Genomic DNA, 25,203 nt, shown 5'->3' with positions numbered 1-25,203 from the left:
AGGTGATCATCACGGCAAAAAAGTATTAGTAATACCCAAATCCGCGCTGGATAATGCGGGTATCATTGAATGTTTTGGTGAAGGATGAGTGGAACTCGATTTTGGGAACCGTCACCGCAAACTCATGCTCAGGATACCAGTAGGTTTTGTCGCCATAGCTCATGCCAACGTTCGAGACAGAAATTTTCGCCATATCATTGTCCACGTACTGAAAGACTATCTCCTGAGTCTGTCCGCTGCCTGATGCAGGCGGGTTCAGAATTTTGAGCAGCCGGCTTTTGAGATCCTGTTTACCGAACAAAAACACGAGAAACGCAATCCAGGGATCGATCGAGTAGTTGATGGTATAGACTGCGTCCACTCCTTTACTCAGGTCCACATCAACCGAGTCCACAGTGATGTATCCATAGTGGTTGGTGAGGGCGGCATTCTGCAGCAGGATGAGTTTTGGCCCTGCATCCTCCGTATCATTGTCTGCCGCAGCTGCAGCGCCCGCAAATAACGGCAAAAGCAAAAATGCCGCAATTAAACAGATGGCAACACTACGCTGTAGCTTCATGATAATTCTTTATTGCACTCTTTCTCAATATCTTTTCCTATACAAATAAAATTTCAGAGAAAGAGAGAAACATCTCTGAAAGCATCAACATCGAAGAGTCCACGCGGAGTTATCTTCAGATGAGGAGCTACCGTCAGCGACAGGAACGACAGATGCGCAAAAGCGCGGGGAAAAGTACCGGTGTGTGTCAGATGTGAGGTGAGTGCATCGAGTTTTTCGAGGAGAACCTCAACCGGCTCGGCCGTCATCAGCCCTGCAATCGGAAGAGGAAGAACGGTTGCTTCATCTCCGGTCACAACAGCCATTCCGCCGCCGGCATCTGCAACCGCATGAATGGCTGCGAGAATCTCTTCGTCGGTTGCGCCAACCGCGATGATGTTGTGGGCGTCATGGGAGATGGAGGCAGCGATTGCTCCGGTCTGAATCTCAAATCCCTTCACGAGTCCCACGGAAAATCCGCGGGATGCATACCGGTCGACACAGACGACCTTCTGAACGCCGTCAGCTCCTACTTGTGCATGGATGTTCTGCGTCACAATCTCACCAAGGATCAGACCGATGACTCTGGCAACTCCTGAGGTTGGCAGAATAAGGTCTGCCGGAATTGGGAACCGGCAGTCAAACTTTGGCGAGACAAACGCTGATGATGCCTGTGGGGTCAGGATCTCGGATGATAAGACGCCGCGCTTGTAGACTGCGGCGATGCTAAACTCATCAGAGTCAGCAAGCACACAAAAGTCGGCGATACGGCCCGGTGCTATTAGACCGCGGTCGGTTAAGCCGAAGCATTCCGCGGCAGAAAGCGTTGCCATCCTGAGCGCCAGCTCAAGCGGCATGCCGGACGCTACTGCAACGCGGATGCAGTGATCGATCGAGCCTTCCCGGACAAGGGAGTCCACATGACGATCATCGGTACAGAAACAGCAGCGGGAAACCGTGAGCGGGGTCACAACAGACGACAGGACCGCCACATCCTTCGCCGCATCGCCTTCGCGCAGGAAAATGTACATGCCGTGTCTGAGTTTTTCCCGCGCTTCTTCAGCAGCGGTGCACTCGTGATCGGTTTTGATGCCGTGCGAGACGTACTTACAGAGATCAGCTCCGGTCACGCCAGGAGCATGGCCGTCAACATGGTCGAAGAGTTTGAGTTTTGCGAGAACCTCAGGGTCGTCATGAATAACTCCCGGGAAGTTCATCATCTCGCCAAGCCCGAGGATGCGGGGGCTGCCCACATATTTTTTCAGATCTGCTGCGGTTATTACCGCTCCGCCAATGTCAGCAGGAGTTGCCGGAACACAGGAAGGGGCCATGAAAAAAATATCACTCGGCGCGCCTTCGGCGTCATGAATCATGAAGTCAATGCCAGCGCAGCCAGCGACGTTTGCAATCTCATGCGGGTCGGCGATGACGGTCGTCACTCCATGGGAGAGAACCGCACGACCGAACTCGCGGGGAACAAGCAGCGTGCTCTCAATATGTGCATGCGCATCGATGAGGCCGGGAACCACCCGCGCGCCTTTCAGATCAGTGATTTTATCACCGGTGAGCTGGTTGCGGACGCCAACCATTGCCACAACACCGTTTTCAACGGAAAAAGAAACAGACTGCCACTCTCCTGTGGAGGGTTTGAACAGGAGAGCGTTGTCAAAGATATGGATCATATTACCTCAAAATTTTTGATAAATGCCGCAAGCCGTGCGGATCCTTCGTCCCGTTCCCTGACATAGAGCCGGACCGAGTAGGAGCCGGGTGGAAGATCTATTGGAAACTCACAGACCTCGCGGCCTTTGGAGAAGGTGTCAGGGAGTGAGAGAACATCTCCTACCTGTTCAGACGAGAGGATATCGCTCACGCGAAAGATCACACACTGAACCCAGACATCCTTGGTCTCGCCGCTGTACTGAAATGCTGTTACCAGATATCCGTTCTGATAGACCGGATCCTCGGCGTCGACAGAGACTGCTCCCGCTGTGAAAATAATGACGGCGATGAAGCACACAATTATTGCCGCAAGAATCAGTACAAGCTTTCTCATGACAAATGCCTGATACAAAAATTATTCATCGGCACGTTCGAGGATGACCCGTATTTTATCGCCGGTTTTCAGGCCATGACCCTTGGGGACATCAATGTTGAACCAGAGTTCGCCCTGCTGGGACATGAGGCAGTCTTTGGTCCCTTCGATGTCTGCAACGAACTCTATGGTTTCAATGATCTCAGCAATCTTTTTTCCCATAGATAAAAATGAGAAGGGGAACTTAATTAAGGTATTGCCTCGCCTTGACCATCCATGTGGTGCTGGTGGAGTAGCCCCACTGGACAATCTCAAGCTCCAGACATTTTTCTGCAAGAAGGGCAAGGTTCGTACCTACTGCACGCGAGGAGATGCCAAGCTCTTTGGCGATATATTTTGCTTTGAAAAACCGGGTGCCGGAGGATACACCGGCTTTGAGATAGTTGATAATCCGCTGCTGTGTGGAGTTGTATGCAGTCGTCTGTAGCTCCAAGTCACTTACCATAAGTAAGTCTTTGGTTTGATGACATATAAATTCTCCCTGGCGTTGCGTGAGGGTGACAGATGCCCCGACAGGCGCAGATATCAGATTACCGAGGAATAGCAGAGATATTCTCGCGTCTGCGGGAGGTTACCATGCGTAAAGATTCAAAAAAGAAAGTGGGGAAATATTAGGCTATTATTTTGCTCGTTACCATCCAGGTGGTACTATTTGAGTAGCTCCAGCGCTGAATATCCAGTTCATCGCAGATCTCGGAAAGGATGGCAAGGTTAGTTCCGACTTCCTTGGAGGAGAGTCCAAGGTCTTTGGCAATGTACTTTGCCTTGAAGAAGCGGCTTCCTTTTGCCACGCCGGCAGTCAGATATCCGAGAATCCGAGACTGGGTGTCATTATATCTTTCACGAATTGTTTTAGGTTCGGTCATAGTGACTTACCTCATGTAAGTATAGGATGTTTTACATAATAAAGGTAGTGCTTGGTACACAAAATTTGTGCAGAAAAATGGCCATACGAAGTTAGTTACGAAAAAAGTTGCAGATATTGTCTCTGAACAACTCAGAGCTGATCTACAGGGAACTCAGAGATCTTTTCGATCATCTTAGCGATGACCTGAGACCGCATGCCTTCGACAAACTTGATACTGCCGACGACCAAGTGACCCCCGCCGGAGATTCCTGCGCCCGGCATTTCATCACGCATGGACCGAACCATCTGCGGGATGTTCATTTTCACGCCGCGGGAGCGAATGACGGCAAAGTCCGGGCCAAGGCCGAGGGTTACAACTGGCTGGTTCACATAGCGTTTGCAGAGGATATCATGGACTTCGCCCGAGGATTTACCTGGAGGCGGGAAGGTGAACCGGTGAGCAAACATCTCCACATCAGCAAGGAAGAGGTTGGCGTTTGAGGAAAGCACCTGATGCTGAACATGCGGCATCATGGTGCTCATCTGATCCTCGATTGCGGCGTTTGCCTCAGTGACGAGGAGAGTTACCAGACGGCTGTGGCGTTCTGGTGCATTGTTGAGGTTCAGAATATCTTTGACGATCTCGCGACCGTCGTTGAATCTGAGCCAGTACTGCTCATAGTCTAAGGCAAGAGCCATGTCCTTGCACTCGTCGCGGGTGTACTTTCCTTCGATTAAGGCAAGGTATGAGTTAAGCTCCGGAGCCTCACTGCGGTCGGCAACACCTGCGACGCTTGGCAGGTGAAGAATTTTCTGTTCAACGGACGGGTTGATCAGACGGGCAATTTCGGTTCCGAGCATTCCTGCGGTCACGCCGAAGTCGCCGCCGACATGATACGGGTTGACATGGGCAAGCAGGTACTTGTCGATGGTGTCGTCAGGGTGGTGGTGGTCAGCGACGACGACGTCAAGCTGATAGACCTCGGTCATCTTGTAGGACGGCATGTCCTCTTCGGTCGAGCCGTTGTCCATCAGCAGAATTAACGGAAGCTTCTGGCCGAATCTGACGTTGTCCTTCAGCATCATGTCAAGGTCGCGGGTGACATCCTCAATCTCATAGAACGGAGCTTTGGAGGGTGAGCGGCGGAACAGGAAGTTGTCCTGATCAGGGTCGCCGCCGTTGTCGCGGATGAACTGGAGGACAGCGGTCTCAACAGAGACTGCGGCACAGATGCCGTCGGCATCTGCATGGTGGCGGAGAATGATCGGCTGCTGGGTAAGTACAGAGCGGCGGATTATTTTTGCGAGTTTGCGCATCTCAGGCCAGAGAGCGGTCAGGACATCGCTGTTGATGAGCGGAGCGACGTCTTCGGACGGCTCGGCACGTGCTTCAAGAGCTTTGTTGATGCGTGATCTGACATTGTCCGCCTCAGCACCCTTGAGTACCTGCATGTCGGAGACTTCGATCTGCATCTGGTTGTTTCTGCGGGTTGCTTCGCCAAAGACACGGACGATGTCACCGAGGTTTACTTCCGGATAGGAGCGAACGCCAGCTTCGGTGAATGCTGCGGCGTCTTCGACACCGGTGTCGTCGCAGATGGTGAAGATGGTGGGGCCTGAGGTCTGTTTGATCTGAACAATGTCTGCTTCGATGGTGACATTTCTGCCGACCTTGTTTTTGAGATCAGAGAGGCGGGAGAGCATGATCTTTTTGGTGACCAGCTGGGTCTCATAGCTTCCTTCGGGAATATCAACCTCACGGAGGTCGATGTTGCCGTTCGGGCGGATCTGATTGACCTGTACGAGGATTTGATCCCGCTCCTGCTTCTCGCTTTTGATGTTGCTTTTATGCAGCAGTCCTTTGACGCGGTCGTTTAAGAGAACAAAGGTGCCGAATGTTGCAAATCCCTGAACTTTTCCCAGATAGACCTGGCCTTCTACGATATCATCCACTTCACAACCGGGTCCAAGCCGGTATACCATGTTATTGACCATTTTTGTGTTACTCCGAATCTTCAAAGTCATCTATTTCGTCGGTGTCTGCTCCGCAGAGGCCGTACAGTTTTTCTTCTCCGTCACGTCTGCCGCGGGCGACAAGGAGGTCGCCTGCATACAGGCGTACGTTGCGTCCCGGGCGATACGTCCAGTGGTTGCCGTGCTTGACGGCAAAAATCACCATGCCGGTGACGGTTCCAACATATGATTCTGCGAGGGATTTTCCCTCAAGAGGGGAACCCTCGTGAATTGATACCCAGGAGATAATTTCGTCCGACTCGCGGACGATTCTCTTGATGATTGGCGGGACGTCGATCTCACGGAGAACAACGTCAGCGATGGAACCTGCGGCGTCGGAGATGGATTCGGCAAACGAGGACATGTAGAGCATTCCGCGAAGGCTTGCAACATCGTCTGTTCGTTTTGCTGCTTCGAGTGTCCAGAGGTCCAGTTTGAGCCGCATCTCATCAAGCTCTTCTTCGAGCGCCATGACTTCGTTGGCGAGGTCCATGTTTTCGTGAAGAAGGGCGGTATAGGCAAGTCCGACTGAGAGTTCGCTGATGTTTTTCATCTCGATCATGAGGGCCGCCGCCCGGTCGAGATCGCTGATCGCGGCTGCATTGCAGTCGTCGTCGTCAGGGACAGGCTGGCCTGAGAGCTCACAGAGAGCAGGGAAGCCGTAGTCAGGTCCTCTGCCGACGAGGACGTCACCGACACGAAGAACGGTGTGTTTGTCAGGATCATAGATTCTCTGGCGCATGCGCCGGATCATGATGATCCGAATGCCGGTTACGGACTGGAGTTTGATGTCTCCGAGCCGTGCGCCGTCAAGAGGACAGCCGGCGGCAACGACCACGCGGTGGGTGGCTTCTTCTGCTTCCGGCAGGGCTTTTCTAAGATTTGCCGGAAAAGATACGTTGCGCATAATGCTTTTGGCAATGTCTGCGGCCTGGTTGGAGATGCGTTGAGATGCTTCTGCAAGCTGCAGGAGGCCGCTCATTGGTTCGGTCTCTTCCAGACGGCGGACACTCATCATGCTGGTGATCCGTGCCTGATAGACAAGGTCGTTCATCCGTTCTTCGAGTTCGATGACTTCGTCTGCAATGGCGTTGCTTTCATACAGCACCGCAGAATAAGCCAGATCAACCATCAGTTCCGAGATGTCCTTCATTTCAATGAGGACGTCCTTGAGGTTGATGGGTTGATAGTCGCGATCCATCATGCCTTACTCATATAATGAGGTTTTCTGACTACTTAAGTCATGGTTTTGAAGAGAGTCATTTTTCTTTCAGTGTCGATCGCTGTGGTATGGCAACGGTAACACAGCACCCGACTCCGGGTCGCCCACGATTCACACGCCGTCCCGTCGTGCTCACTGTTTCGCAGGAAAAACGGAACACGCGGAAATTTCACGGAAAAAATATCTCGGAGCAGACGTGAACAGCACGGAATTTAATAGGAATTACGCGGTGATGAGTTTCATTGTTTGGAATTTTCCTGTAGGTGGTCTCGCTTGGAGTAACCACGTATCGCATGCCTTTGGCATGCGATACGTGGTTGCCCCAAATAAAACCAAGGACAGAGAATCCCTTTTCCTTATGCTATTTCACACTCGCGGTAGTGAATCTCAATGTTTTAGATTTATCTCTCCTGATTTCGTTCTAGGAATATCGGTGGTCATCAATCATCAATCATCAGATGATCACACCATACCAAAAAATCAGATTGACCGCCCGCGTCTCTCCTCTCGCACGAGAAGTGACGCTCTCCCACTGTCTTGTTGTTTATTTATGGAACTGATATATTATAATCTTGCACAATTTCCTGATTGAGAAAAAAAGAAAAAAAATACTGGTCTCACCCATCCTCCGGAACAGTGATCAATTGATGATTGATGATTGATGACCACCGATATTCCTCAAACGAAATCTGGAGAGAAAAATCTAAAACTTTGAGAAACACTTCCGGAAAAACTCATAATATTTTTAAATTCCGTGAAATTTCAGTTTATCCTGCGAATCGTGAACAACAGGGCATCCCAGACAACAAGTCGATGAAAAAAAAAGATTATTTCATCACCGCACCGACATTGGCACCGTCCACGCCCCGGGCGTACCGTGCCAGCCAGCCGCTGGTGATGGTTGGTTTTGGCATTACCTGAGCCTGACGACGCTTCGCAAACTCCTCATCGCTCACGAGAACATTGATCTTACCGGATGGGATATCAATCAGGATAGTGTCGCCTTCCGCAACAAGACCAATCTCTCCACCTGCCGCAGCCTCAGGGCACACGTGACCGATCGAAGCTCCGCGGCTTGCACCGCTGAACCGGCCGTCAGTAATCAGCGCAACAGACCGATCAAGACCCATGCCCGCAAGAGCAGACGTCGGATTCAGCATCTCACGCATACCGGGTCCGCCCTTCGGGCCCTCATACCGGATAACAACCACATCGCCTGAGACAATTTTGCCTGCATAAATCGCAGCAATTGCCGAATCTTCCGAATCAAACACCCGTGCTGATCCGCTGTGAACAAGCATCTCATCAGCAACAGCACTGCGCTTTACCACACAGCCTTCCTTTGCAATGTTGCCCCAGAGAATCGCAATACCGCCTGTTTTACTGTACGGACTATCGATCGGACGGATAACGTTTGGATTCTTGTTTGTGACTCCGGCAATATTCTCGCCAAGCGTCTTGCCGGTTGCGGTCATTACGGACGTATCGATAAACCCGCCTTTCGCAAGCTCAGCAAGAACCGCAGGAATACCGCCCGCAGCATCCAGATCCTGAATATGCGTAGGGCCTGCCGGAGCCAAGTGACAGAGATTCGGCGTTACCGCACTCACGGAACTGATCACTGAGAGATCCAGCGGAACACCAGCCTCATGAGCAATTGCCAAGAGGTGCAGCACACTGTTCGTACTGCATCCAAGCGCCATATCACTCGCAAGAGCATTCTTGAACGCCGCAGGAGTCAGGATTTTTCGTGCCGTGATATTTTTCTCCACAAGCTCCATGACTCGCATACCCGCATGCTTTGCCAGCTGAATTCGTGCAGCCATCACCGCAGGAATCGTACCATTGCCGGGGAGAGCAATACCGATCGCCTCAGCAAGACAGTTCATACTGTTCGCCGTGTACATCCCTGCACACGACCCGCAGCCCGGACATGCATTGTGCTCAATCCGGTTCAGATCAGCGTCCGTGATAGCATTCACTTTTCGTGCGCCGACCGCCTCGAAAAGTTTCGACAAACTGATCTCATCCCCGCCTTCAACACCCGCAAGCATCGGGCCGCCGCTGCACATCACCGCAGGAATGTCAAGACGTGCCGCAGCCATGATCATGCCCGGCACAATCTTGTCGCAGTTTGGCACAAGCACAAGACCGTCAAAGCAGTGCGCCATCGTCATCGTCTCAACACTGTCGGCAATCAGTTCGCGGCTTGCAAGCGAGTACTTCATGCCTGAGTGTCCCATCGCAATGCCATCGCAGACGCCGATTGACGGAATCAGAACAGGTGTTCCGCCTGCCATGCGGACACCGGCCTTCACTGCTTCGGCAATTTTGTCTAGATGAATGTGACCCGGCACAATCTCGCTGTACGCAGACACCACACCGATCAGCGGACGGGACAGCTCCTCCTCCGTATATCCCATTGCGTAAAACAATGAGCGGTTCGGTGCCCGCTCAACACCGCGGGTCACCGTATGGCTTCGAAGTTCCATCGCACTCACTTCTTTAACCAGCACATCATCTTTCTGAGTTTTGCGCCGACTTTCTCCACCTGATGCTCGGACTCGAGCTGGCGGGTTGCAAGGAATTTTGCACGGCGGCCTGCACGGTTCTCCGTGACCCACTCGCTGGCAAACGTTCCATCCTGAATCTCGCGGAGAACTTTTTCCATCTCCTTTCTCGTCTCATCAGTGATGATGCGGCGTCCGGTACGGTAGTCGCCGTACTCGGCAGTGTCAGAGATCGAGTAGCGCATGAACGAAAATCCGCCTGAGTTGATCAGATCCACAATCAGTTTCATCTCGTGAACACACTCAAAGTATGCCATCTCAGGTGCGTAGCCTGCTTTAACGAGCGTATCAAATCCGGCCTTCATCAGTTCCGTCACACCGCCGCAGAGAACAGCCTGCTCACCGAACAGATCAGTCTCGGTCTCTTCGCGGAAACTGGTCTCAATGATGCCTGCTCTGCCTGCACCAATTCCGCAGGCATACGCAAGAGCGTACTCGCGGGCCTTGCCGGATGCATCCTGATGGATAGCAATTAAACCAGGAACACCGCGTCCTTCGGTGTACTGGCTGCGGACAGTGTGTCCCGGTCCCTTTGGGGCAACCATAATAACATCAACGTTTGTTGGCGGTGCAATCTGTTTGAAGTGGATGTTGAATCCGTGTGCGAACATCAGCACATTGCCTTCGGTTAAGTTCGGGGCAATCTGGGAGGTGTAGATGTCAGCCTGCTGCTCGTCAGGAACGAGCATCATAATGAGATCAGCTGCCTTTGCAGCGTCTGCGACTTCCATTACTTTCAGGCCTGCTGCCTCTGCTTTTGCTCTGGATGCTGAGTCCTTGCGAAGACCAACCACCACGTTTACGCCGCTGTCTTTGAGGTTCTGAGCGTGTGCGTGTCCCTGGCTGCCGTAACCGATAACGGCCACGGTCTTTTTGTCGAGGAGTCCTAAGTTGCAGTCTGTGTCATAGTACATTGTTACCATAATATTCACCTTATTTTTTAATTCCGCGTTCGAGGGCGGTAATGCCCGTGCGGCACATCTCAACGATGTCGTATTCGCCAATCACTCCAAGAAATGCGTCGATCTTACTCGGCGCACCGGTCAGTTCTACAATCATGCTGTCAACCGAAAGGTCGACAATGGTAGCCCCGTAAACTTCGGCAACCTCACGGATCGCACTGCGTTTTGATTCGTTTGCCGAAAGTTTCACGAGCAGCAGTTCACGCAGAAGGGAACGGCAGTCGTTGAGTGCGAAGATGTCGCGGGTCTCTTCAAGTTTGCGGGTCTGGCTGATGATTTGGTTGATGACCGCCTCGTCGCCAGAGACGACGATGGTGATCCGCGAGATATCAGGATCGTTTGTCGCAGATACCGTGAGTGAGTCAATGTTGTAGCCGCGTCTTCCAAAGAGGCTTGCCACGCGGGCAAGAACTCCGGAATGGTTGTCCACGAGAACGGAGAGTACTTCTTTTTTCGTCATCGTAATCACTTCGTTATCATGTCCCGGACAGTGCCGCCTGCAGGAATCATCGGCAGAACTTTTTCATCTTTGTCAATCAGGCACTCTATCCAGACCGGTTTGTTGTCGGCAAGCGCTTTGGTAAACACTTCCTCAAACTCGGCAGGGGTTCTGACGCAAACGCCGGAGAGTCCGAAGCCTTCGGCAACCTTCGCGAAGTCAGTCTTTCTGTTCGGCGAGGTGCTTGAGTAGCGGCCGCCGTAGAAGGTGGTCTGCCACTGCCTGACCATGCCGAGAACCGTGTTATTGACGATCACAGTAATGATCGGCAGGTCATAGCTCACAACCGTACATGCTTCGTTCAGATTCATATGGAAACTGCCGTCACCGGTGATGTGAATCACGCGACGGTCCGGGTTCGCAATTTTTGCGCCGATTGCAGCACCGTATCCAAATCCCATGGTTCCCAGTCCGCCGCTGGTTAAGAACGAGCGTGGAAGGGTTCGCTCACAGTACTGGGCTGCCCACATCTGATGCTGACCAACGTCGGTGGCGATGATGGCGTCTTCCCCGGCAAGCCGTGCGATGGTTGAGACAAGCTGATGCGGACGGAGAACTTCACTGCTGTCTTCAGGGACATAGTCCTCGGTCTGCCATTTGGTAATCCGCTCCCGCCACTCGGTGTGTTGTGCTTCCTCAATCATCGGCAGTATGGCTGCGAGGATAGCGCCGACATCGCCGATGAGGCTTGCGTGTGCGATCACGTTTTTGCTGATCTCACTTGGATCGATGTCGATGTGGATGATTTTTGCATGTTTTGCAAATGCATTGGTGTTGAGGGCGACGCGGTCGCTGAATCTTGTACCGATCGCAATCACGAGATCACTTTCGTCAATGGCTTTGTTGGTTGTAAAGCAGCCGTGCATTCCGACCATGCCGAGGTTCAAGGGGTCGGAGTCTCCGATGACGCCTGTTCCCATAATCGTGTGGCATGCCGGAATGTTTGCGGTATGGATGAGGTCAGCAAGGACCAAATCAGCGCCGCTGCTGACAACGCCGCCGCCGAAGTAGATGATCGGGCGAGCAGCCTTATTGATGTCGTCAGCCGCGCGACGGATGTCTTCTGCTGCTGGCAGGGCAGGTTGTGTAATTACCACCGGACCAAGCGGTTCGAACTCGGTTTTTGCCGCAGTGACGTCTTTTGGGATGTCGACGAGAACCGGACCGCACCGTCCGGTCTGAGCGATTCTGAATGCATCCCGCAGAACATCTGCCAGCTGTGTTACGTCCCGCACAACAAAGTTGTGTTTGGTTATGGGCATGGTGATTCCGGCGATATATACCTCCTGAAAACTGTCACGCCCGATAAGACTGGTTCCAACATTGCCGGTTAGTGCAACTAGGGGGACGCTGTCCATGTATGCGGTAGCAATTCCTGTAACAAGGTTGGTTGCTCCGGGCCCGGATGTTGCAAGTACGACGCCGGTTTTGCCGGTTGAACGTGCGTATCCGTCAGCCGCGTGAGAGGCTCCTTCCTCGTGGGCTGTCATGATGTGACGGATTTTGTCACGGTATTCGTAGAGGGCATCGTAGATGTTGAGAACCGCTCCTCCAGGATATCCGAAGATAGTGGTGGCTCCCTGTTCGATGAGAACTTCTGCGATAATCTCTGCACCAGTTAGTAACATGTTCTTTTCCACTGTTTAGTCCCGGGTACCGTCCCGGACTAATTTTTCCATTAACGCAAATGGCCTTAGGCGTTAATTCTTATAGATATCTGAGTATTTGCTGAAATAGCTTTGGAAGATGGTACGAAAATCAGAAGGATATCCTGAGAAATACGTCGAAATTCCAAGTAAAAAAAAAGAAGAGATCATCTATTGAATAGTGTTTGCGGCAAGCAGTTCGATGTAATGTTTTGCGGCACGCGGAGTCCTGCCGCTGCTGCGAAGTGCATGCATTTCCGCTCCTTTGAAAAGAACATCCTGTGGAATGGTAAGCCCGTGCTCCTTGGCAAGTGAGGAGACGATTGCAAGATATGCGTCGCGGTCAGGTTTTTGGAAGGTGATAACGAGGCCGAACCGTGCGGAGAGGCTGATGGTCTCTTCGAGCGTTTCATTCACATGGATGTCGTCGCCGGCTCGGCTACTGAAGGTGACACGAACAAGATGACGACGGTTGCTGGTTGCATAGATGACGATGTTTTTGGTGCGGGCTGCAGCACTTCCTTCAAGGATTGCTTTGAGTGCGGTGAAGTCTCCGTCGCCTTCGGAGAAGGAGAGGTCGTCGATGAAGAGGATGAACTTGAGGGGGTTGGATGCAAGCTCTTCGATAACCGAAGGGATGGATTCAAGCTGGGACTTTTTGACTTCAATGAGCCGCAGACCCTTTGAAGAATATTCGTTGACGATGGCTTTGACGGTGGAGCTTTTGCCAGTTCCTGCATCACCATACAGAAGAACATTCACAGCAGGTTTTCCCTCAAGGAGAGCAAGGGTATTGGCTATCACTTTTTCCCGTTCTGCTTCGTAACCGTAGAGGTCGGCAAGTGCCTGCGGGTCAGGATACCGGAGAGGCAGGATATGATCGTCTTTGACGATGAACATGTGATGAGCGGCATAGATGCCGTAACCGACTTGGTGAATGTTTGCAGCATGTTCTGCGTAGCCTCTGACGAGGTCAATCTCTGTGGTGTTCCACTGCGGCAGAAATCCAGTGTTGGGCGGAGTGATATCGCCAGGAGTTATGCAGCTGATCTGTTCAAGAATTCTGAGTTCTTCCTCGAGGGCGGACGCAATATGCGGGGAGACTGGTTTTTTTTCGGCAACCAGTCGGATATGGAGGTTGTCACTTTCGTAGACGGTTTTTCTGATATATTCGCTGAGATTGTCAGTATAATAGTAGAGTTCTGCGACAAATTCGGTATAATAATCAGTAAATCGCGCGGTGTCTGTTCCATCATCAGCAAGTAAGAGTGAGAGTTTGTGATAGACTGGCAGATCAAGGAGACTGCGGAATAGTACGAGTCGATGAAGGAGTACGGAGCGCTGCATAGTACAATGTTTGGGGCACCGACCAAATTTAATCTTTTGACGTGTCGATGGTGAAGAATTATTTCCTGAGCGTGTGTATAGTATAGCGATATTCTCCGATGCTTACTCTCGACAAGATCTATCATGCCGCCTACATCCTGCGGCCGGTCATCAGAAAGACCGATATCATCTATGCCCCCAATCTCAGTAAGGACGGGTATGTGTATCTGAAGACGGAAAATCTTCAGATTACGGGTTCATTCAAGGTTCGCGGTGCCTACTATAAGATATCGCAACTCAGTCCCGAAGAAAAATCGCGGGGAGTCATTGCGTGCTCGGCAGGAAACCATGCCCAGGGTGTTGCTCTTGCGGCGGCAAAGAACGGTATTAACTCTCTGATCTGTATTCCGGACAGCGCGCCGATCTCAAAGATTGAGGCGACAAAGTCGTATGGTGCAGAAGTGGAGCTGGTGGCAGGTGCATATGACGATGCGTATGCCAGGGCGTGCGAGCTGCAGAAGGAGCAGAGCAGGACATTTATTCATCCGTTCGATGACGACGACGTGATCGCTGGCCAGGGGACGATTGGTCTGGAGATTTTGGATCAGCTGCCGAACGCTGATGCGGTCGTGGTTCCGATCGGCGGCGGCGGACTTATCTCAGGCATTGCGTTTGTGATGAAGCATCTGAAACCGGATTGTAAGATCTACGGCGTGCAGACCGAAGGAGCCCCTTCGATGAAGCGGTCTGTTGATCTGCAGAAGAAGTCTCCGCTTGCGGCAGTCTCAACGTTCGCGGACGGTATTGCGGTGAAGTGTCCGGGCGATATTACGTTTGATATGGTCAGCAAGTATGTTGATGAGATCGTGACAGTAACGGATGACGAGGTTGCGAGTGCGGTTCTTGAGCTGATCGAGCATCAGAAACTGATCGCCGAAGGAGCGGGAGCGGTTTCTGTTGCTGCGGTGATGTTTGGCAAGATCGATGTCGCAGGCAAGAATGTGGTGTGTGTGCTTTCCGGCGGCAATATTGATGTGACGATTTTGAGCCGCGTTATCACCCGCGGTCTTCTGAAGTCAGGACGTGTTGCGAATCTGACGATTCCGCTGATCGATAAACCGGGGCAGCTGCAGGGAATTTCAGAGATCATTGCACAGCTTGGTGGCAATGTGGTGAGCGTGCATCATGATCGCGGTGAGGCAAACTCTGCGATCAACAGCTGCGTGATTAAGATCGGTATGGAGACCCGCGATCAGAAACAGATCGATGAGATCAAGAGTGCTCTCCAGGGTGCCGGTTACAAACTTATGTGAGTTCGTTTGATCAATTTTCTTTTTTGATTTCGTCGGAGTTTTTTGGAATAGGGGTTGTGCGGTCTGATTTCTGAAACACGAATAACGCGAATAAAAAATCGCCATTGGCGATTTTTAAGGAGTTTGCAAAATTATTTTTATCGGATATATCTATCCATTTAGAGATGCATGGAAGTTTATTATTCGTGTTATTCCGCGAGGCTGCGAAGCAGTGAGCACGACGGAACGGCATGCGAAGCGGTGAGCATACCGCAGGTATGCGATTCTCGTTTCGAAATATTCGCCATCCTGTAACTCTTATCGAAAAAAATATTTTCATAAAATCAGGGAGCATCTAAACACTAATAATAGTACAGGGTTAACGTAGTATTCTACAGGGAGTTGTAACCCACCATGGCCTCAGAGAAATCAAAAGGCAGTAATAATGTCATTAAACTCAACGGCGAGAAGAAAATCGTTATTGTAACTGCTCAAAATAAGGGAAAGAGCCAAGCTGACAGCGACAGCAGCAAGCAGAAGGCAAAGGTGCCGAAGAAAGCAACCGAGTCTCACAAGAAACTTGCGAAGCAGACGAAGGCTGCGAAGAAAACGCTGAAGGAGCTGAAGAAGGAGAAACAGGCGGCAGAGATTCTGATGAATTACTGCAACTCGATGGGGAAGTACTTTGCAGACCAGACTGCGATCAATGCGCTGATGGATGTGGCGGTGGATTCGCAGAATGTTGTTGATGAGCAGGCTGCGGAGATTATTCCGGATCTTGCGGAAGAGGCGAGCGCGGTTATGGGGGAGACGACGGATGAGTTCCTGAAAGGATTCCATGAGTCAGAAGAGTATGCGGTGGCACTTGTTGCGTACCGCGATCGGCTGGAGACGGAGAGCCGGATTTTAGGAGAGATGGGCGAAGAGGAGTAAAAGGGGCTGCCTGATGGGACGCTAATCTTTTTTTTAATTGGGTGATTTCTGGAGAGCAGTTTTAGATAAATAAAATGGCCGGAATATACATCATGATATTTGCTCACAATTATGGGAGATTGGGATCGCATCATGATGGGTGATGTTGAGAGAATCTGTTGTAAAAGGTCTCAATCCCGATTGCGTCCTCTTCGTCAGCTGATATGGAAGTGTTGAAAATCCTCACCGTGTTCGATGATCGGGTTGGTACTTCCTTATCAGATTGATAAAATCGTCAGGTAAATTCTGATAAACTTGGTGGTAACAAACAAATTCGTGATATTTCCATACCGAGTGGGGGATGGAAATGGAGTTCGGTTTTGGACAATGGATATTTTGGATTTAGAGGAGAAAAACTAGACAAATATATGCGTAATTACCTAATAAATAAGTTAAATATGGAATGTACAATATCAAAAGAAGTATTTAATAAGTAAATATCTCTGAACGGCAAGTTCAAATTATTTGTGAACAAGGCCGTATAAAAGAAAGGTGTTCAATGTCTTGGAAAAGCGTGGGCTATTCCAATATCAACCCAAAAATTGGAGGATAAACGAAAACATAATTAAGGTGTATGATACAGAATAACGTAGTAGAGATAGTATCGACAAATTCCATTTATTAAGGAATGATCTTATGAAAAAATATAATGCTATAGACTTATTTGCTGGTTGTGGAGGCATGTCAGAAGGAATTAAACAAGCTGGCTTTTCTGTTGTTGCTGCTGTTGAAATAAACAAAAATGCCGCGAGTGTATATAAATTAAATCATTTAGAAACCAATGTGTTTGAATGTGATATACGGACTTTGGATTCCAATAAAATAAGGGAATTATTGCATGGTGAACCGCTTCATCTTCTTGCCGGATGCCCTCCATGCCAAGGATTTTCTTCCGTAAGGTGCAAAAATAAAAGAGAAGCTGTTGTAGATGGACGAAATAATTTAATTGATGAGTTTTTAAGATTGATAGTGGATCTCCACCCACAATGTATTATGTTGGAAAATGTACCTGGAATAATTAAATACGAAAGATTTTTACATTTTTATGATGAACTTATAAAAATTGGATACAATATCTCGCATTTAATTGTTGATTTTTCAAAATATGGTGTGCCACAACGCAGAAAAAGATTAGTGCTTTTGGGCGCTCTTGGAGATGCCTTGGAAATAGATACAGTTGAAAGAAAAAAATGTACTGTCCGTGAAGCAATTGGCAAGCTAGAGAAAACATCAAATACAAAAGATGATATGCACAAAATGTTACCTAATCACTCTAATCGCATAAAAAAGATGATTTCTGTAATTCCTAAAGAGGGAGGGAGCCAAAAAGATTTACCCGAAATATACCGTCTGAATTGCCACAAAAAATCTAATATTGGATTTTCAGATGTTTATGGTAGGATGAAATGGGATGATGTCGCACCTACTATTACTGGAGGTTGCCTTAATCCTTCAAAGGGACGCTTTCTACATCCTGAGGAAGACAGATGTATTTCGGCAAGGGAAGCCTCTCTCTTACAAACATTTCCTTATGATTACATATTTCCTACAAATATTCCTAAAGAATCTATAGCTAGTATGATTGGAAATGCTTTGCCGCCACTGTTTAGCCAAATACAATGCACAGTAATATATAATTATCTTTTAACTAAAGGTGAGGGTGCATATGCTCGATGATATATTATGTGATTTTGCAAATAATCAATCATTAGAATCGATGGAGAGGCTTGTTTCATATTTCGAACAAGATGACGTAGCAATAAGCGATATAAAAAAACTTGCCGAAACATTGGCCTCTTCTGGATGTCGTCTACCCTTTAAAGATCACAGGGCGGACATTGCATCGACAGGTGGACCATCCTCGCTTTCCACCTTATTGTGTCCATTATACTTGGACGTACTCGGATTTGATGTTGTTAAGCTCGGTATTCCGGGTAGGCCAGCTGGTGCTATTGATGCTCTATTCCAAATAAATAATTATAAAATAAATTACACCCTTAGCAACTTAGAAAAAGAAGTGGCAACCGGTGGATATATTCATTTTATTGCTGATCAGTCTTTTACGCCACTTGATGCGATTTTATATTCGTATCGTAAGCAGAATCAGAAAGTGGATGTCCCTTTTTTAGCAATTGCAAGTCTTCTTTCAAAAAAAATAGCAGTTGGTCTTTCACTTGTGGGGCTCGATATACGAGTGTCAAAATATGCAAATTTAGGTCATAATAATATAGAAGCTTCAAAATATGCAAAAATATTTTGTGAAACTGCAACGAACTTAGGCATAAAAGCAGTTTGTTACATCAGTGATGCATCTACTCCATATCAACCATATATTGGAAGGGGCGAATCTTTACTCGCACTTTATAACATATTCTTGAATGAATCGTCTCCTTGGCTAGAGCATCATAAAGAATATTGCAAGAATATATCCCGGAATTTAGTTATTTACGATACATATAGTGATAGTATAACAGACATCTCTAACGAAGATTTGCATTTGGCTTTCAAGCGAAATTTAGCAAAACAAGAAGGTGTATATTCAAAGTTTGTTGAATATTGCGACCTAATAAAATGTAGTCACGATATAGAGATATATGCACCAACATCAGGATATTGTAAGTATAATCTTGAGAAAATACGAGACTTAATTGTGGAAATCCAAAACTTGGAAGTGGCATCTGATAATAAATACCCAGACCCCTGTGGGTTAATTCTTCAAGCTTTACCAGACATTCCGGTGGATAAGAATCAGCTAATAGCAACTTTACGTCTATGTCCCAAATATCGTGATAAATATATATCTATTTTTAATAACACCATCGCAACAATTATGTCGCATCCCCCGAATATACAGTATAATAATTATGAGGTGGTAATCAATGGGTAAATATTGTTGTTTCAATTGTATTAAGAAAGATTATTCTGAAAAACAGCTTACGGATTTATGCTCTATCTGTAACATGCCATATGATTTTCCATTAAAAGAAATTCCTACAACCATTGTGTCTGAAGACAATATAAGTTACAATGTCGTTATGCCAAAGGGACGTGGTTTTTATGCAGTTACTTATCTTTGTACAAGCGGCAAATTTGATGAAGAAACTATTCTCAAAGTAACACCTGCGAGAATATATGATGAGTTAAAGAATTTTAACCGCAAAGAAGAAACTTCATATGGTGTTTTTGCGAAGGAATGCGTAGAGCATAGTGATATATCAAAAGGTACGGATCACATAGTAAAGATAAAGAATTATTTTCGCGCTGATGTTACCTTTGGAAATCACATCATACCCTGTTTTGTTTCAGAATTGGAGTATATCAACGGAACAACCTTTAATGAGTTTATTAACGAGGATAGCAATATTAATGCAAGAAACTTCGCTCAGCTTGCAATTGATCTTATTAGAATTTGGAGTGAATTGCAAAACAAACAAAAGTATCATAATGACTTGCATGGTGATAATTTAATTGTCGAACAATTAGGTCAAAATATCCGAAGAATTGACGAATTAAATAGCTCAATTCGCCTTATGGTTATTGACCTAAATTCTTCAAAAGAAGAAAGCTTAAGTAATACAGACAGATTTGGAGATCAAACTCAGATATATAATCATCTTAAAAGAATGTCGGAACTTATAAATAATAAAGTAACGACTAAGGCAACTGACTCGGATTTTCGGATAAAAGAAACATTAGAAAAAATTACGAATTTGATTGCTCCATTGTCAGAACGCAGCAGGGTACCTACCCCTGATGAACTAATTCATATTGTGAAAGAAGACTTTAACAGCAATTTGAGCTATGCTCCATGGGAGCGAAATTTTGTCCTCACCAGATTAGACGACGGATATAATGCTCAAACTATTCACAAATGCTATATCCCATTTTTATTGGTCGATCCAGATAATAAATGGCTAAAGGGTATTTCGGTTTCTGGACCTCAACTAATTACAGGAATGAGGGGATGTGGCAAAACAACCTTACTAGGCGCATTAGATTTTCATGCAAGAGCGAATTTTGAACACAATGATACGCACAATCGGATAGATATTTTAAAAGATGATGTTTATGTTGGGCTGTCCGCGTCATGCTCGAATTTGATCGATAATCGTGGGAGGGCTTCCTCAGATAATTTTGCTAAATTAATTTGGATATATACTATTGAGTTACTAGGGATCATTAGACACTTAAAATCTTTGGATTCGGACTTAATAAATCCGAATTACAAGAAAAAAGTAGTAGAATTTCTACAATGTATTGTTACAATAAACTTGTTAGATGATCCAACTCAATTGGGGGATTCAGACCTAGAACATTATCTCTCTATGAAAATTACTTGTTTCTCTGATGCGGATGGTCCCAAATTAAAAGATTCTCCCAAAAATGCCTTTGAATCTTTGGCATTGCTTATTATGGGTATGTCCGAACTTTGGAATAATAAAAAAGTATTTTTCCTTCTTGACGATGCAAGTATACGTTATTTAAAAGTCGACACCATTATTGATTTGTTTTCAAATTTGTTGTTTCAAAGTAGCCTATGTTCCTTTAAAATAACTACCGAGATGCAATCAGTAGAGTTAATGGAACTAACTTCACCCGGAAATGTTGCTCTAGCACGCGAAGGTAGAGATTTCACAATGTATGACTTTGGCGCAAAGGTTTTAGAAAAAATTAAAGAAAAGAATAAAAATAGTAATGGAAAAACCTTTTTGTTAAAAATATTGGAAAAACGTTTGAGTTATTATGTAAATCATCCTGATCATCCCCCGTCAAAAATATTGGGTAATAGTCCTTTATCAGTTATTGCATTGAATATTGCTTCTGCATCTAAATCTATTGAGTTGAATACAGCTTACTATGGCATTAGTGCTCTTGCAGGATGTTGCGTTGGAGATATTGGTGATGTTATTCTTTTATATGATCGTATCGTGCAAAAGTATAAGAATGAAACTCCAGTAAGCAAAAAAGATCAATCAGATTGTTTTCAGGATTTATGTAGTGGCCGTTTATACAATTTAAATAGACGCGACAATAAATTGCAACAATATGCAATATCATTTGCAGAAGCGTCAAATTATTTATTAGTTAAATCTAAAAAAGATTATGATAAAAAAATGAAAGAATATAATGATGGAGCGCGGAAAGTGAAACCATCCCTAAGATTAAGACAATATACAAGCATGCACGTTAGAGTTACTAGTGACGAAGATAAAAAGAATGAACAACTCAAAAAATTAATAGAATTGGTTGATGCAGGAATTTTCATCTTTGCTAGTGGTGCGCCTAGGTCGAAAAATCCAGGAGCGAATCCAATATTACAGTTCAAACTCGCATATAGAAAATTATACGGAATTGCTAGTCTAATTGGCCTGTCAGATCGTGACCGCTTTGAATTGTCAGGCGAACAATTAGATGATTGGCTCAACAATCCGAGCAAGGAAATATTGATAAAGAATCTTAAAGGCGATGATGATGATAACTTGGAATACACGGAGGATGATAAGTCGCCAGACAGACTGTTTGATGAATTAGAGGATAATCCAAATGATAAATCATTGATAAAAAATCTTAAAGGCGATGACGATGATAACTTGGAATATACGGAAGTTAAAGCTGAACAAAGCGAAAAGAAAGAACTTCCTCAAATGCAATTAAGTTTTTTTGACCATTTTTCTGTTGATGAAAACCGGAAAAATGATGAAACCCTAAATACAGATTTGTTGTATCTTCACGAAAAAATAAAAATAGATAAAATTGATTTGAGTAGTGGAATTAGTAAAAAAATAGATTTGGTCATTATAGCTTTAGGATTTGAAGAGAGAGCTAGTGAATCAGCCAAAAATATCCTTAATATATGGAATCCCAAAAAAATTTGCTTGATTAAATATCCTGAAGAAGGGAAAACGAATGAAATCGTTTCATCAATCCAAAAAAAGGGATATGGCGGCTTAATAGAGAAAATTGATCACGATAATTTAGTAGAAATATATAATCAAATCGATAACGTGGAGAGTTGTTTGTTAGATATTACAGGGCTATCAAAACCATTAATCTTTTCAATTGCTGAAAAAATATTATCGAGTGATAAAAAAACCATTATTTCATACACCGAAGCTGAAGAATATTATCCGCTTGAAAAAACTATTTTTGAAAAATTTGAAGAAACGAAAAAAATGCCGAAATACAAACGATTCAGAAAAATTATGGATGGGTTATTGATAGGTGAAAAACCAGAATATGAGATTAGACCACTTTTGGAGACATCCGATTGTTATAGTACGAGACCCTCAACATTATTAGGATTTGTTGTTTCAAAAAATCAACGCATACTTACATTATTGGAAAACAGAGATTATTCATGGGCTGAATTATTTGTTTCTTCGGGAAAGAGCTATCGCTCACAACTTGCGCAAATGGCAGCAGATATAGTGAAGAGTAATTATAACAATATAGAAACTATTTTGAGTGATCGAAAGAACCCAGAAGAAATATTAAAACAATTATTGAATAAATATTATGCATTGTATGTCAATCAAGGAACTAATATTGAAATAGGGCTTACGGGAACAAAATTACAGACCCTTGCATGTGCTGCTCTAAGTTCTATAGGAAAAATATCTCAATGCTGGTATGTCCATCCAGCTGAATTTGATAAAGATCAATTCTCAATAGGGGCTAAAGAAACAGTTTATTATCAGTTTGAAAAAAAGTAACAATACTATTATTGGTGACAAGCTATTTTATACAAAGGCAAGTAGTTTGCAATAAAATTGCTTTCCTTTGTAGTTCCAGTCAACAAATTATTGCAAAATATTTTTTGTCATGCGCTTGACATAAATGTGCCGGAACATGTGCGGAGTTATATGAAGAGGAAGAGAGGCCTTCTCGGTGTACTTGTTGATCATGAGTCTCACAGACTGCTCAGATAGGCGATGATGGACACGGTTCACGAAAAAAGCACCACCTGATTCAATATCCTGAGTGAATGCATCACGATACCGGATGAGTGCGGCCAGTACCTCAGCATGGCCGATCTGAACAATTCGCTCCCTGGCACCCTTTCCATAGATCTTGACAACGCCGCGATCAAGATCAATGTCCATTTGATTAAGTCCGCACAATTCAGATACACGGATCCCGGTGGCGAAGAGAAGTTCCAAAACTGCAATATCCCGCAGACAGGTGTGATAATGATTGGTATCTGCATGATGTTTTGCCTCTGCATAGGCGGTAATCAGAAGAGTTTCGATGTTTACGAAAGGGATGGTGCGAGGCAAAAGGAGAGGTTCCTGAAATTTTGTTTTGATTCGTTCGAAGGGGTTCTCAGGAAATATTTCTTCATACTGCAGGTATGCGCAGAATGCTTTGAGGCTGGCAATTTTTCGTTTGGAGCTTCGTGGTTTGTAGTTTTTGTGGAGATGGGTGATGTAGTGAATGAGGTTATTCCGGGAGAGGACTTCGGGGATGGGACAGCCAGAATAGTAGGAGTGATACTGTAAGAGATCAATTTTGTAGGCTTGGAGGGTTTTTTCGTTGAGGCCTTTCTGATACCTGCAGTATTCAAGATAGGTGTGTATGAGTATTTCGAGATCATGCATGCGTGGTTCGGTAAGAGTGTTTGCAGCGGATGCTATGAATAGCAGAACGTATTGATCCTGATATGCGATGAGAGAGGTTAGATTGTCAAATAAGGTTTGGAAATTATGATTTTCTTGTTCGAGATATGTTGTGTGCGGCAAACGAAAGATTGTCATGTTGATATGTTTGAGAGAGATGAGCTACAGATAGGGATGATCATACGAAGAAGAACAAAAATGATGTTTTCATCGAAAAATAGGTGTGATTATCCACCGGTTACGACTTACATCATCCGACGCGTGTGCTGATTATGATGAACAAAATGCCCCAGATTCATCATCACTGTTCTTCATAAATCAGCGCCTAAGCAGAAGGTATCCACCATCACCCAAAAAAATAAAAAAATCAGTATTTAATCTTCTTATACACCGGAGCGTGCGTCTTCTCCTCCTCTTCCTTATCCTGACGCATCTTTCGATCAATCCACGCAAGCACATACCGCTGCACAAGCGGGCGGTAATAAATGCCCGTAAACGCCACAATCAGCCCCGCAAGCGTCAGGAGGATAATAGCCACAACACCCTCAGTCGTCGTAAACGGGAACGGCTCAATCGGTGAAATCGACAGGAAATAAATCACCGCCCCATACACAATCATCCCCAGCGCAACAATAAAGAACGGCACCACAAACATCCGTGCAAGAGCCGCCCGCTCATTCTGCACACAGTCCGCAATCTTACCAGCCACCGCAACAAGACCGCCCACAACCACCCAGATAACCGCACCATACAGGAACGTCATCACATTATAGAGCAGCCCGGGATCCCCCGTCACCGGATAGTACGTCACAATACTCATCAGACCAGCAATCACACCGCAGAGCGTCAGAATTCCGGCAATCGCATACGCCACGAACGAAATCCGCCCTTTATGGAATGAATCAACAAACCCGTAGTAAATATAACCCACATACTCATCCAGATCGAAACCCTTAATCAGCAGATACACACCGATAATACCGATCACCACCAGCATCGCCGGAATCTCTGGAGACAGCAGGGACGCCGCCACATACAAAATCATCGCAAGCGCAATCGGCACCAGAACGCTTCGCGCAATCTTCGGATCATTAAACAGTTTTTTAATAATATAGTACGTACCCTCGATATTCGGCAGCTGCTTAATCACCACACGCACAACACCCGACACCTTCAGATACGACTGGATAATCGGCAGAACAAACTCATCCTCCGCACCATCCGAAATCAGCACACACTTCTCAACCCCGGTCTGTGCAACCAGATCCTCCAAAAGTTCAGCAATCCGGCGGTCACCCTCCAGCATATTCATATGATTGCCGCCGATAACCGCAACCTCCACATCCTCGCCCTTGCCCTTCAGCTCATCATACGTCTTAACTGCCTGAAAAATCGCATTCGTATCCGAATCCTCCGGATCTGCAATACCAAGACGCGTCGCAGCATCCAGACACGCCTCTCTCCCCACAACAGGACTCGTCACGCCTGCCTTATATCCGATATCATCGTCCCGATCGACGCTGAGAATCAGAATTCGTCCCGCAGTCATTCATTATACCTTGCGAGTTAATCGATAATATACCTGTGGTCAACAAACCACCCGCA

The 25,203-nt window shown here is 46.4% G+C and carries 20 protein-coding genes; 5 read left to right on the top strand and 15 right to left on the bottom strand.

Annotation, left to right across the window (positions count from 1 at the left end):
- Positions 1-25: 25 nt before the first annotated feature.
- From McpCs1_RS07850 to McpCs1_RS07790, 13 genes are all read right to left on the bottom strand, one after another.
- Positions 26-559 carry a hypothetical protein gene (locus tag McpCs1_RS07850; RefSeq protein ID WP_338096708.1) on the bottom strand — a complete coding sequence of 178 codons (534 nt, stop codon included), beginning with the start codon at positions 557-559 and terminating at the stop codon, positions 26-28.
- A gap of 53 nt (positions 560-612) precedes the next feature.
- Complete coding sequence (ade, locus tag McpCs1_RS07845; RefSeq protein WP_338096707.1) at positions 613-2,220, bottom strand: adenine deaminase; 1,608 nt, start codon at positions 2,218-2,220, stop codon at positions 613-615.
- Positions 2,217-2,594 carry a hypothetical protein gene (locus McpCs1_RS07840; protein WP_338096706.1) on the bottom strand — a complete coding sequence of 126 codons (378 nt, stop codon included), beginning with the start codon at positions 2,592-2,594 and terminating at the stop codon, positions 2,217-2,219. The genes ade and McpCs1_RS07840 overlap by 4 nt, the downstream gene beginning before the upstream one ends.
- A 21-nt stretch (positions 2,595-2,615) precedes the next feature.
- The gene (locus McpCs1_RS07835) at positions 2,616-2,795 is read right to left on the bottom strand and encodes a hypothetical protein (protein WP_338096705.1); all 180 of its coding nucleotides are present in this window, start codon (positions 2,793-2,795) and stop codon (positions 2,616-2,618) included.
- Between the two features lie 22 nt (positions 2,796-2,817).
- Positions 2,818-3,078 (bottom strand): DUF7123 family protein, encoded by a 261-nt coding sequence (locus tag McpCs1_RS07830; RefSeq protein ID WP_338096704.1) that lies wholly within the window; start codon positions 3,076-3,078, stop codon positions 2,818-2,820.
- A gap of 166 nt (positions 3,079-3,244) precedes the next feature.
- Positions 3,245-3,499 carry a DUF7123 family protein gene (locus McpCs1_RS07825; protein WP_338096703.1) on the bottom strand — a complete coding sequence of 85 codons (255 nt, stop codon included), beginning with the start codon at positions 3,497-3,499 and terminating at the stop codon, positions 3,245-3,247.
- A gap of 131 nt (positions 3,500-3,630) precedes the next feature.
- The gene (locus McpCs1_RS07820) at positions 3,631-5,475 is read right to left on the bottom strand and encodes a DHH family phosphoesterase (protein ID WP_338096702.1); all 1,845 of its coding nucleotides are present in this window, start codon (positions 5,473-5,475) and stop codon (positions 3,631-3,633) included.
- Between the two features lie 7 nt (positions 5,476-5,482).
- Positions 5,483-6,697 carry a potassium channel family protein gene (locus McpCs1_RS07815; RefSeq protein ID WP_338096701.1) on the bottom strand — a complete coding sequence of 405 codons (1,215 nt, stop codon included), beginning with the start codon at positions 6,695-6,697 and terminating at the stop codon, positions 5,483-5,485.
- Positions 6,698-7,542: 845 nt separating this feature from the next.
- Complete coding sequence (ilvD, locus tag McpCs1_RS07810; RefSeq protein ID WP_338096700.1) at positions 7,543-9,231, bottom strand: dihydroxy-acid dehydratase; 1,689 nt, start codon at positions 9,229-9,231, stop codon at positions 7,543-7,545.
- On the bottom strand, positions 9,213-10,208 hold the full coding sequence (ilvC, locus tag McpCs1_RS07805) for a ketol-acid reductoisomerase (protein WP_338096699.1): 996 nt from the start codon (positions 10,206-10,208) through the stop codon (positions 9,213-9,215). The genes ilvD and ilvC overlap by 19 nt, the downstream gene beginning before the upstream one ends.
- 10 nt (positions 10,209-10,218) lie before the next feature.
- Positions 10,219-10,707, bottom strand: a complete 489-nt coding sequence (gene ilvN, locus McpCs1_RS07800) for an acetolactate synthase small subunit (RefSeq protein ID WP_338096698.1) — start codon at positions 10,705-10,707, stop codon at positions 10,219-10,221.
- A 5-nt stretch (positions 10,708-10,712) separates the two neighbouring features.
- On the bottom strand, positions 10,713-12,374 hold the full coding sequence (ilvB, locus tag McpCs1_RS07795; protein ID WP_338096697.1) for a biosynthetic-type acetolactate synthase large subunit: 1,662 nt from the start codon (positions 12,372-12,374) through the stop codon (positions 10,713-10,715).
- Positions 12,375-12,563: 189 nt separating this feature from the next.
- Entirely contained in the window at positions 12,564-13,739 is a 1,176-nt protein-coding gene (locus McpCs1_RS07790) for an ATP-binding protein (RefSeq protein ID WP_338096696.1), read from the bottom strand.
- A 98-nt stretch (positions 13,740-13,837) separates the two neighbouring features.
- Here McpCs1_RS07790 and ilvA point away from each other — a divergent pair, with 98 nt between their 5' ends.
- The 5 genes from ilvA to McpCs1_RS07765 all read left to right on the top strand — a co-directional run bounded on the left by ilvA (position 13,838) and on the right by McpCs1_RS07765 (position 22,695).
- Positions 13,838-15,031, top strand: a complete 1,194-nt coding sequence (gene ilvA, locus McpCs1_RS07785) for a threonine ammonia-lyase (protein ID WP_338096695.1) — start codon at positions 13,838-13,840, stop codon at positions 15,029-15,031.
- Between the two features lie 393 nt (positions 15,032-15,424).
- Positions 15,425-15,943: a hypothetical protein gene (locus tag McpCs1_RS07780; RefSeq protein WP_338096694.1), complete on the top strand. Its 519-nt coding sequence runs from the start codon at positions 15,425-15,427 to the stop codon at positions 15,941-15,943.
- A gap of 675 nt (positions 15,944-16,618) precedes the next feature.
- Entirely contained in the window at positions 16,619-17,659 is a 1,041-nt protein-coding gene (locus tag McpCs1_RS07775; RefSeq protein ID WP_338096693.1) for a DNA cytosine methyltransferase, read from the top strand.
- Complete coding sequence (locus tag McpCs1_RS07770) at positions 17,649-18,869, top strand: hypothetical protein (protein ID WP_338096692.1); 1,221 nt, start codon at positions 17,649-17,651, stop codon at positions 18,867-18,869. Before McpCs1_RS07775 ends, McpCs1_RS07770 begins: the two co-directional genes overlap by 11 nt.
- Positions 18,862-22,695 carry an ORC-CDC6 family AAA ATPase gene (locus McpCs1_RS07765; RefSeq protein WP_338096691.1) on the top strand — a complete coding sequence of 1,278 codons (3,834 nt, stop codon included), beginning with the start codon at positions 18,862-18,864 and terminating at the stop codon, positions 22,693-22,695. Before McpCs1_RS07770 ends, McpCs1_RS07765 begins: the two co-directional genes overlap by 8 nt.
- 87 nt (positions 22,696-22,782) lie before the next feature.
- On the opposite strand, the gene McpCs1_RS07760 is transcribed toward McpCs1_RS07765, so the two are convergent.
- Together McpCs1_RS07760 and McpCs1_RS07755 are read right to left on the bottom strand one after the other, a co-directional pair.
- The gene (locus McpCs1_RS07760) at positions 22,783-23,580 is read right to left on the bottom strand and encodes a tyrosine-type recombinase/integrase (protein WP_338096690.1); all 798 of its coding nucleotides are present in this window, start codon (positions 23,578-23,580) and stop codon (positions 22,783-22,785) included.
- A gap of 385 nt (positions 23,581-23,965) precedes the next feature.
- Positions 23,966-25,147 carry a DUF373 family protein gene (locus tag McpCs1_RS07755; protein ID WP_338096689.1) on the bottom strand — a complete coding sequence of 394 codons (1,182 nt, stop codon included), beginning with the start codon at positions 25,145-25,147 and terminating at the stop codon, positions 23,966-23,968.
- Positions 25,148-25,203 lie beyond the last annotated feature (56 nt).

Origin of the sequence: Methanorbis rubei (genome assembly GCF_032714495.1) — an archaeon.
Classification (GTDB): Archaea; Halobacteriota; Methanomicrobia; order Methanomicrobiales; family Methanocorpusculaceae; genus Methanocorpusculum; species Methanocorpusculum rubei.
Note: the sequence above shows the minus strand (reverse complement) of the source record. Positions and strands in the feature narration are given on the sequence as shown.

Coding starts and splice junctions, on each gene's coding strand:
- McpCs1_RS07850 (WP_338096708.1), bottom strand. CDS start 559: ATGAAGCTACAGCGTAGTGTTGCCATCTGTTTAATTGCGGCATTTTTG.
- ade (WP_338096707.1), bottom strand. CDS start 2,220: ATGATCCATATCTTTGACAACGCTCTCCTGTTCAAACCCTCCACAGGA.
- McpCs1_RS07840 (WP_338096706.1), bottom strand. CDS start 2,594: ATGAGAAAGCTTGTACTGATTCTTGCGGCAATAATTGTGTGCTTCATC.
- McpCs1_RS07835 (WP_338096705.1), bottom strand. CDS start 2,795: ATGGGAAAAAAGATTGCTGAGATCATTGAAACCATAGAGTTCGTTGCA.
- McpCs1_RS07830 (WP_338096704.1), bottom strand. CDS start 3,078: ATGGTAAGTGACTTGGAGCTACAGACGACTGCATACAACTCCACACAG.
- McpCs1_RS07825 (WP_338096703.1), bottom strand. CDS start 3,499: ATGACCGAACCTAAAACAATTCGTGAAAGATATAATGACACCCAGTCT.
- McpCs1_RS07820 (WP_338096702.1), bottom strand. CDS start 5,475: ATGGTCAATAACATGGTATACCGGCTTGGACCCGGTTGTGAAGTGGAT.
- McpCs1_RS07815 (WP_338096701.1), bottom strand. CDS start 6,697: ATGATGGATCGCGACTATCAACCCATCAACCTCAAGGACGTCCTCATT.
- ilvC (WP_338096699.1), bottom strand. CDS start 10,208: ATGGTAACAATGTACTATGACACAGACTGCAACTTAGGACTCCTCGAC.
- ilvN (WP_338096698.1), bottom strand. CDS start 10,707: ATGACGAAAAAAGAAGTACTCTCCGTTCTCGTGGACAACCATTCCGGA.
- ilvB (WP_338096697.1), bottom strand. CDS start 12,374: ATGTTACTAACTGGTGCAGAGATTATCGCAGAAGTTCTCATCGAACAG.
- McpCs1_RS07790 (WP_338096696.1), bottom strand. CDS start 13,739: ATGCAGCGCTCCGTACTCCTTCATCGACTCGTACTATTCCGCAGTCTC.
- ilvA (WP_338096695.1), top strand. CDS start 13,838: ATGCTTACTCTCGACAAGATCTATCATGCCGCCTACATCCTGCGGCCG.
- McpCs1_RS07780 (WP_338096694.1), top strand. CDS start 15,425: ATGGCCTCAGAGAAATCAAAAGGCAGTAATAATGTCATTAAACTCAAC.
- McpCs1_RS07775 (WP_338096693.1), top strand. CDS start 16,619: ATGAAAAAATATAATGCTATAGACTTATTTGCTGGTTGTGGAGGCATG.
- McpCs1_RS07770 (WP_338096692.1), top strand. CDS start 17,649: ATGCTCGATGATATATTATGTGATTTTGCAAATAATCAATCATTAGAA.
- McpCs1_RS07765 (WP_338096691.1), top strand. CDS start 18,862: ATGGGTAAATATTGTTGTTTCAATTGTATTAAGAAAGATTATTCTGAA.
- McpCs1_RS07760 (WP_338096690.1), bottom strand. CDS start 23,580: ATGCATGATCTCGAAATACTCATACACACCTATCTTGAATACTGCAGG.
- McpCs1_RS07755 (WP_338096689.1), bottom strand. CDS start 25,147: ATGACTGCGGGACGAATTCTGATTCTCAGCGTCGATCGGGACGATGAT.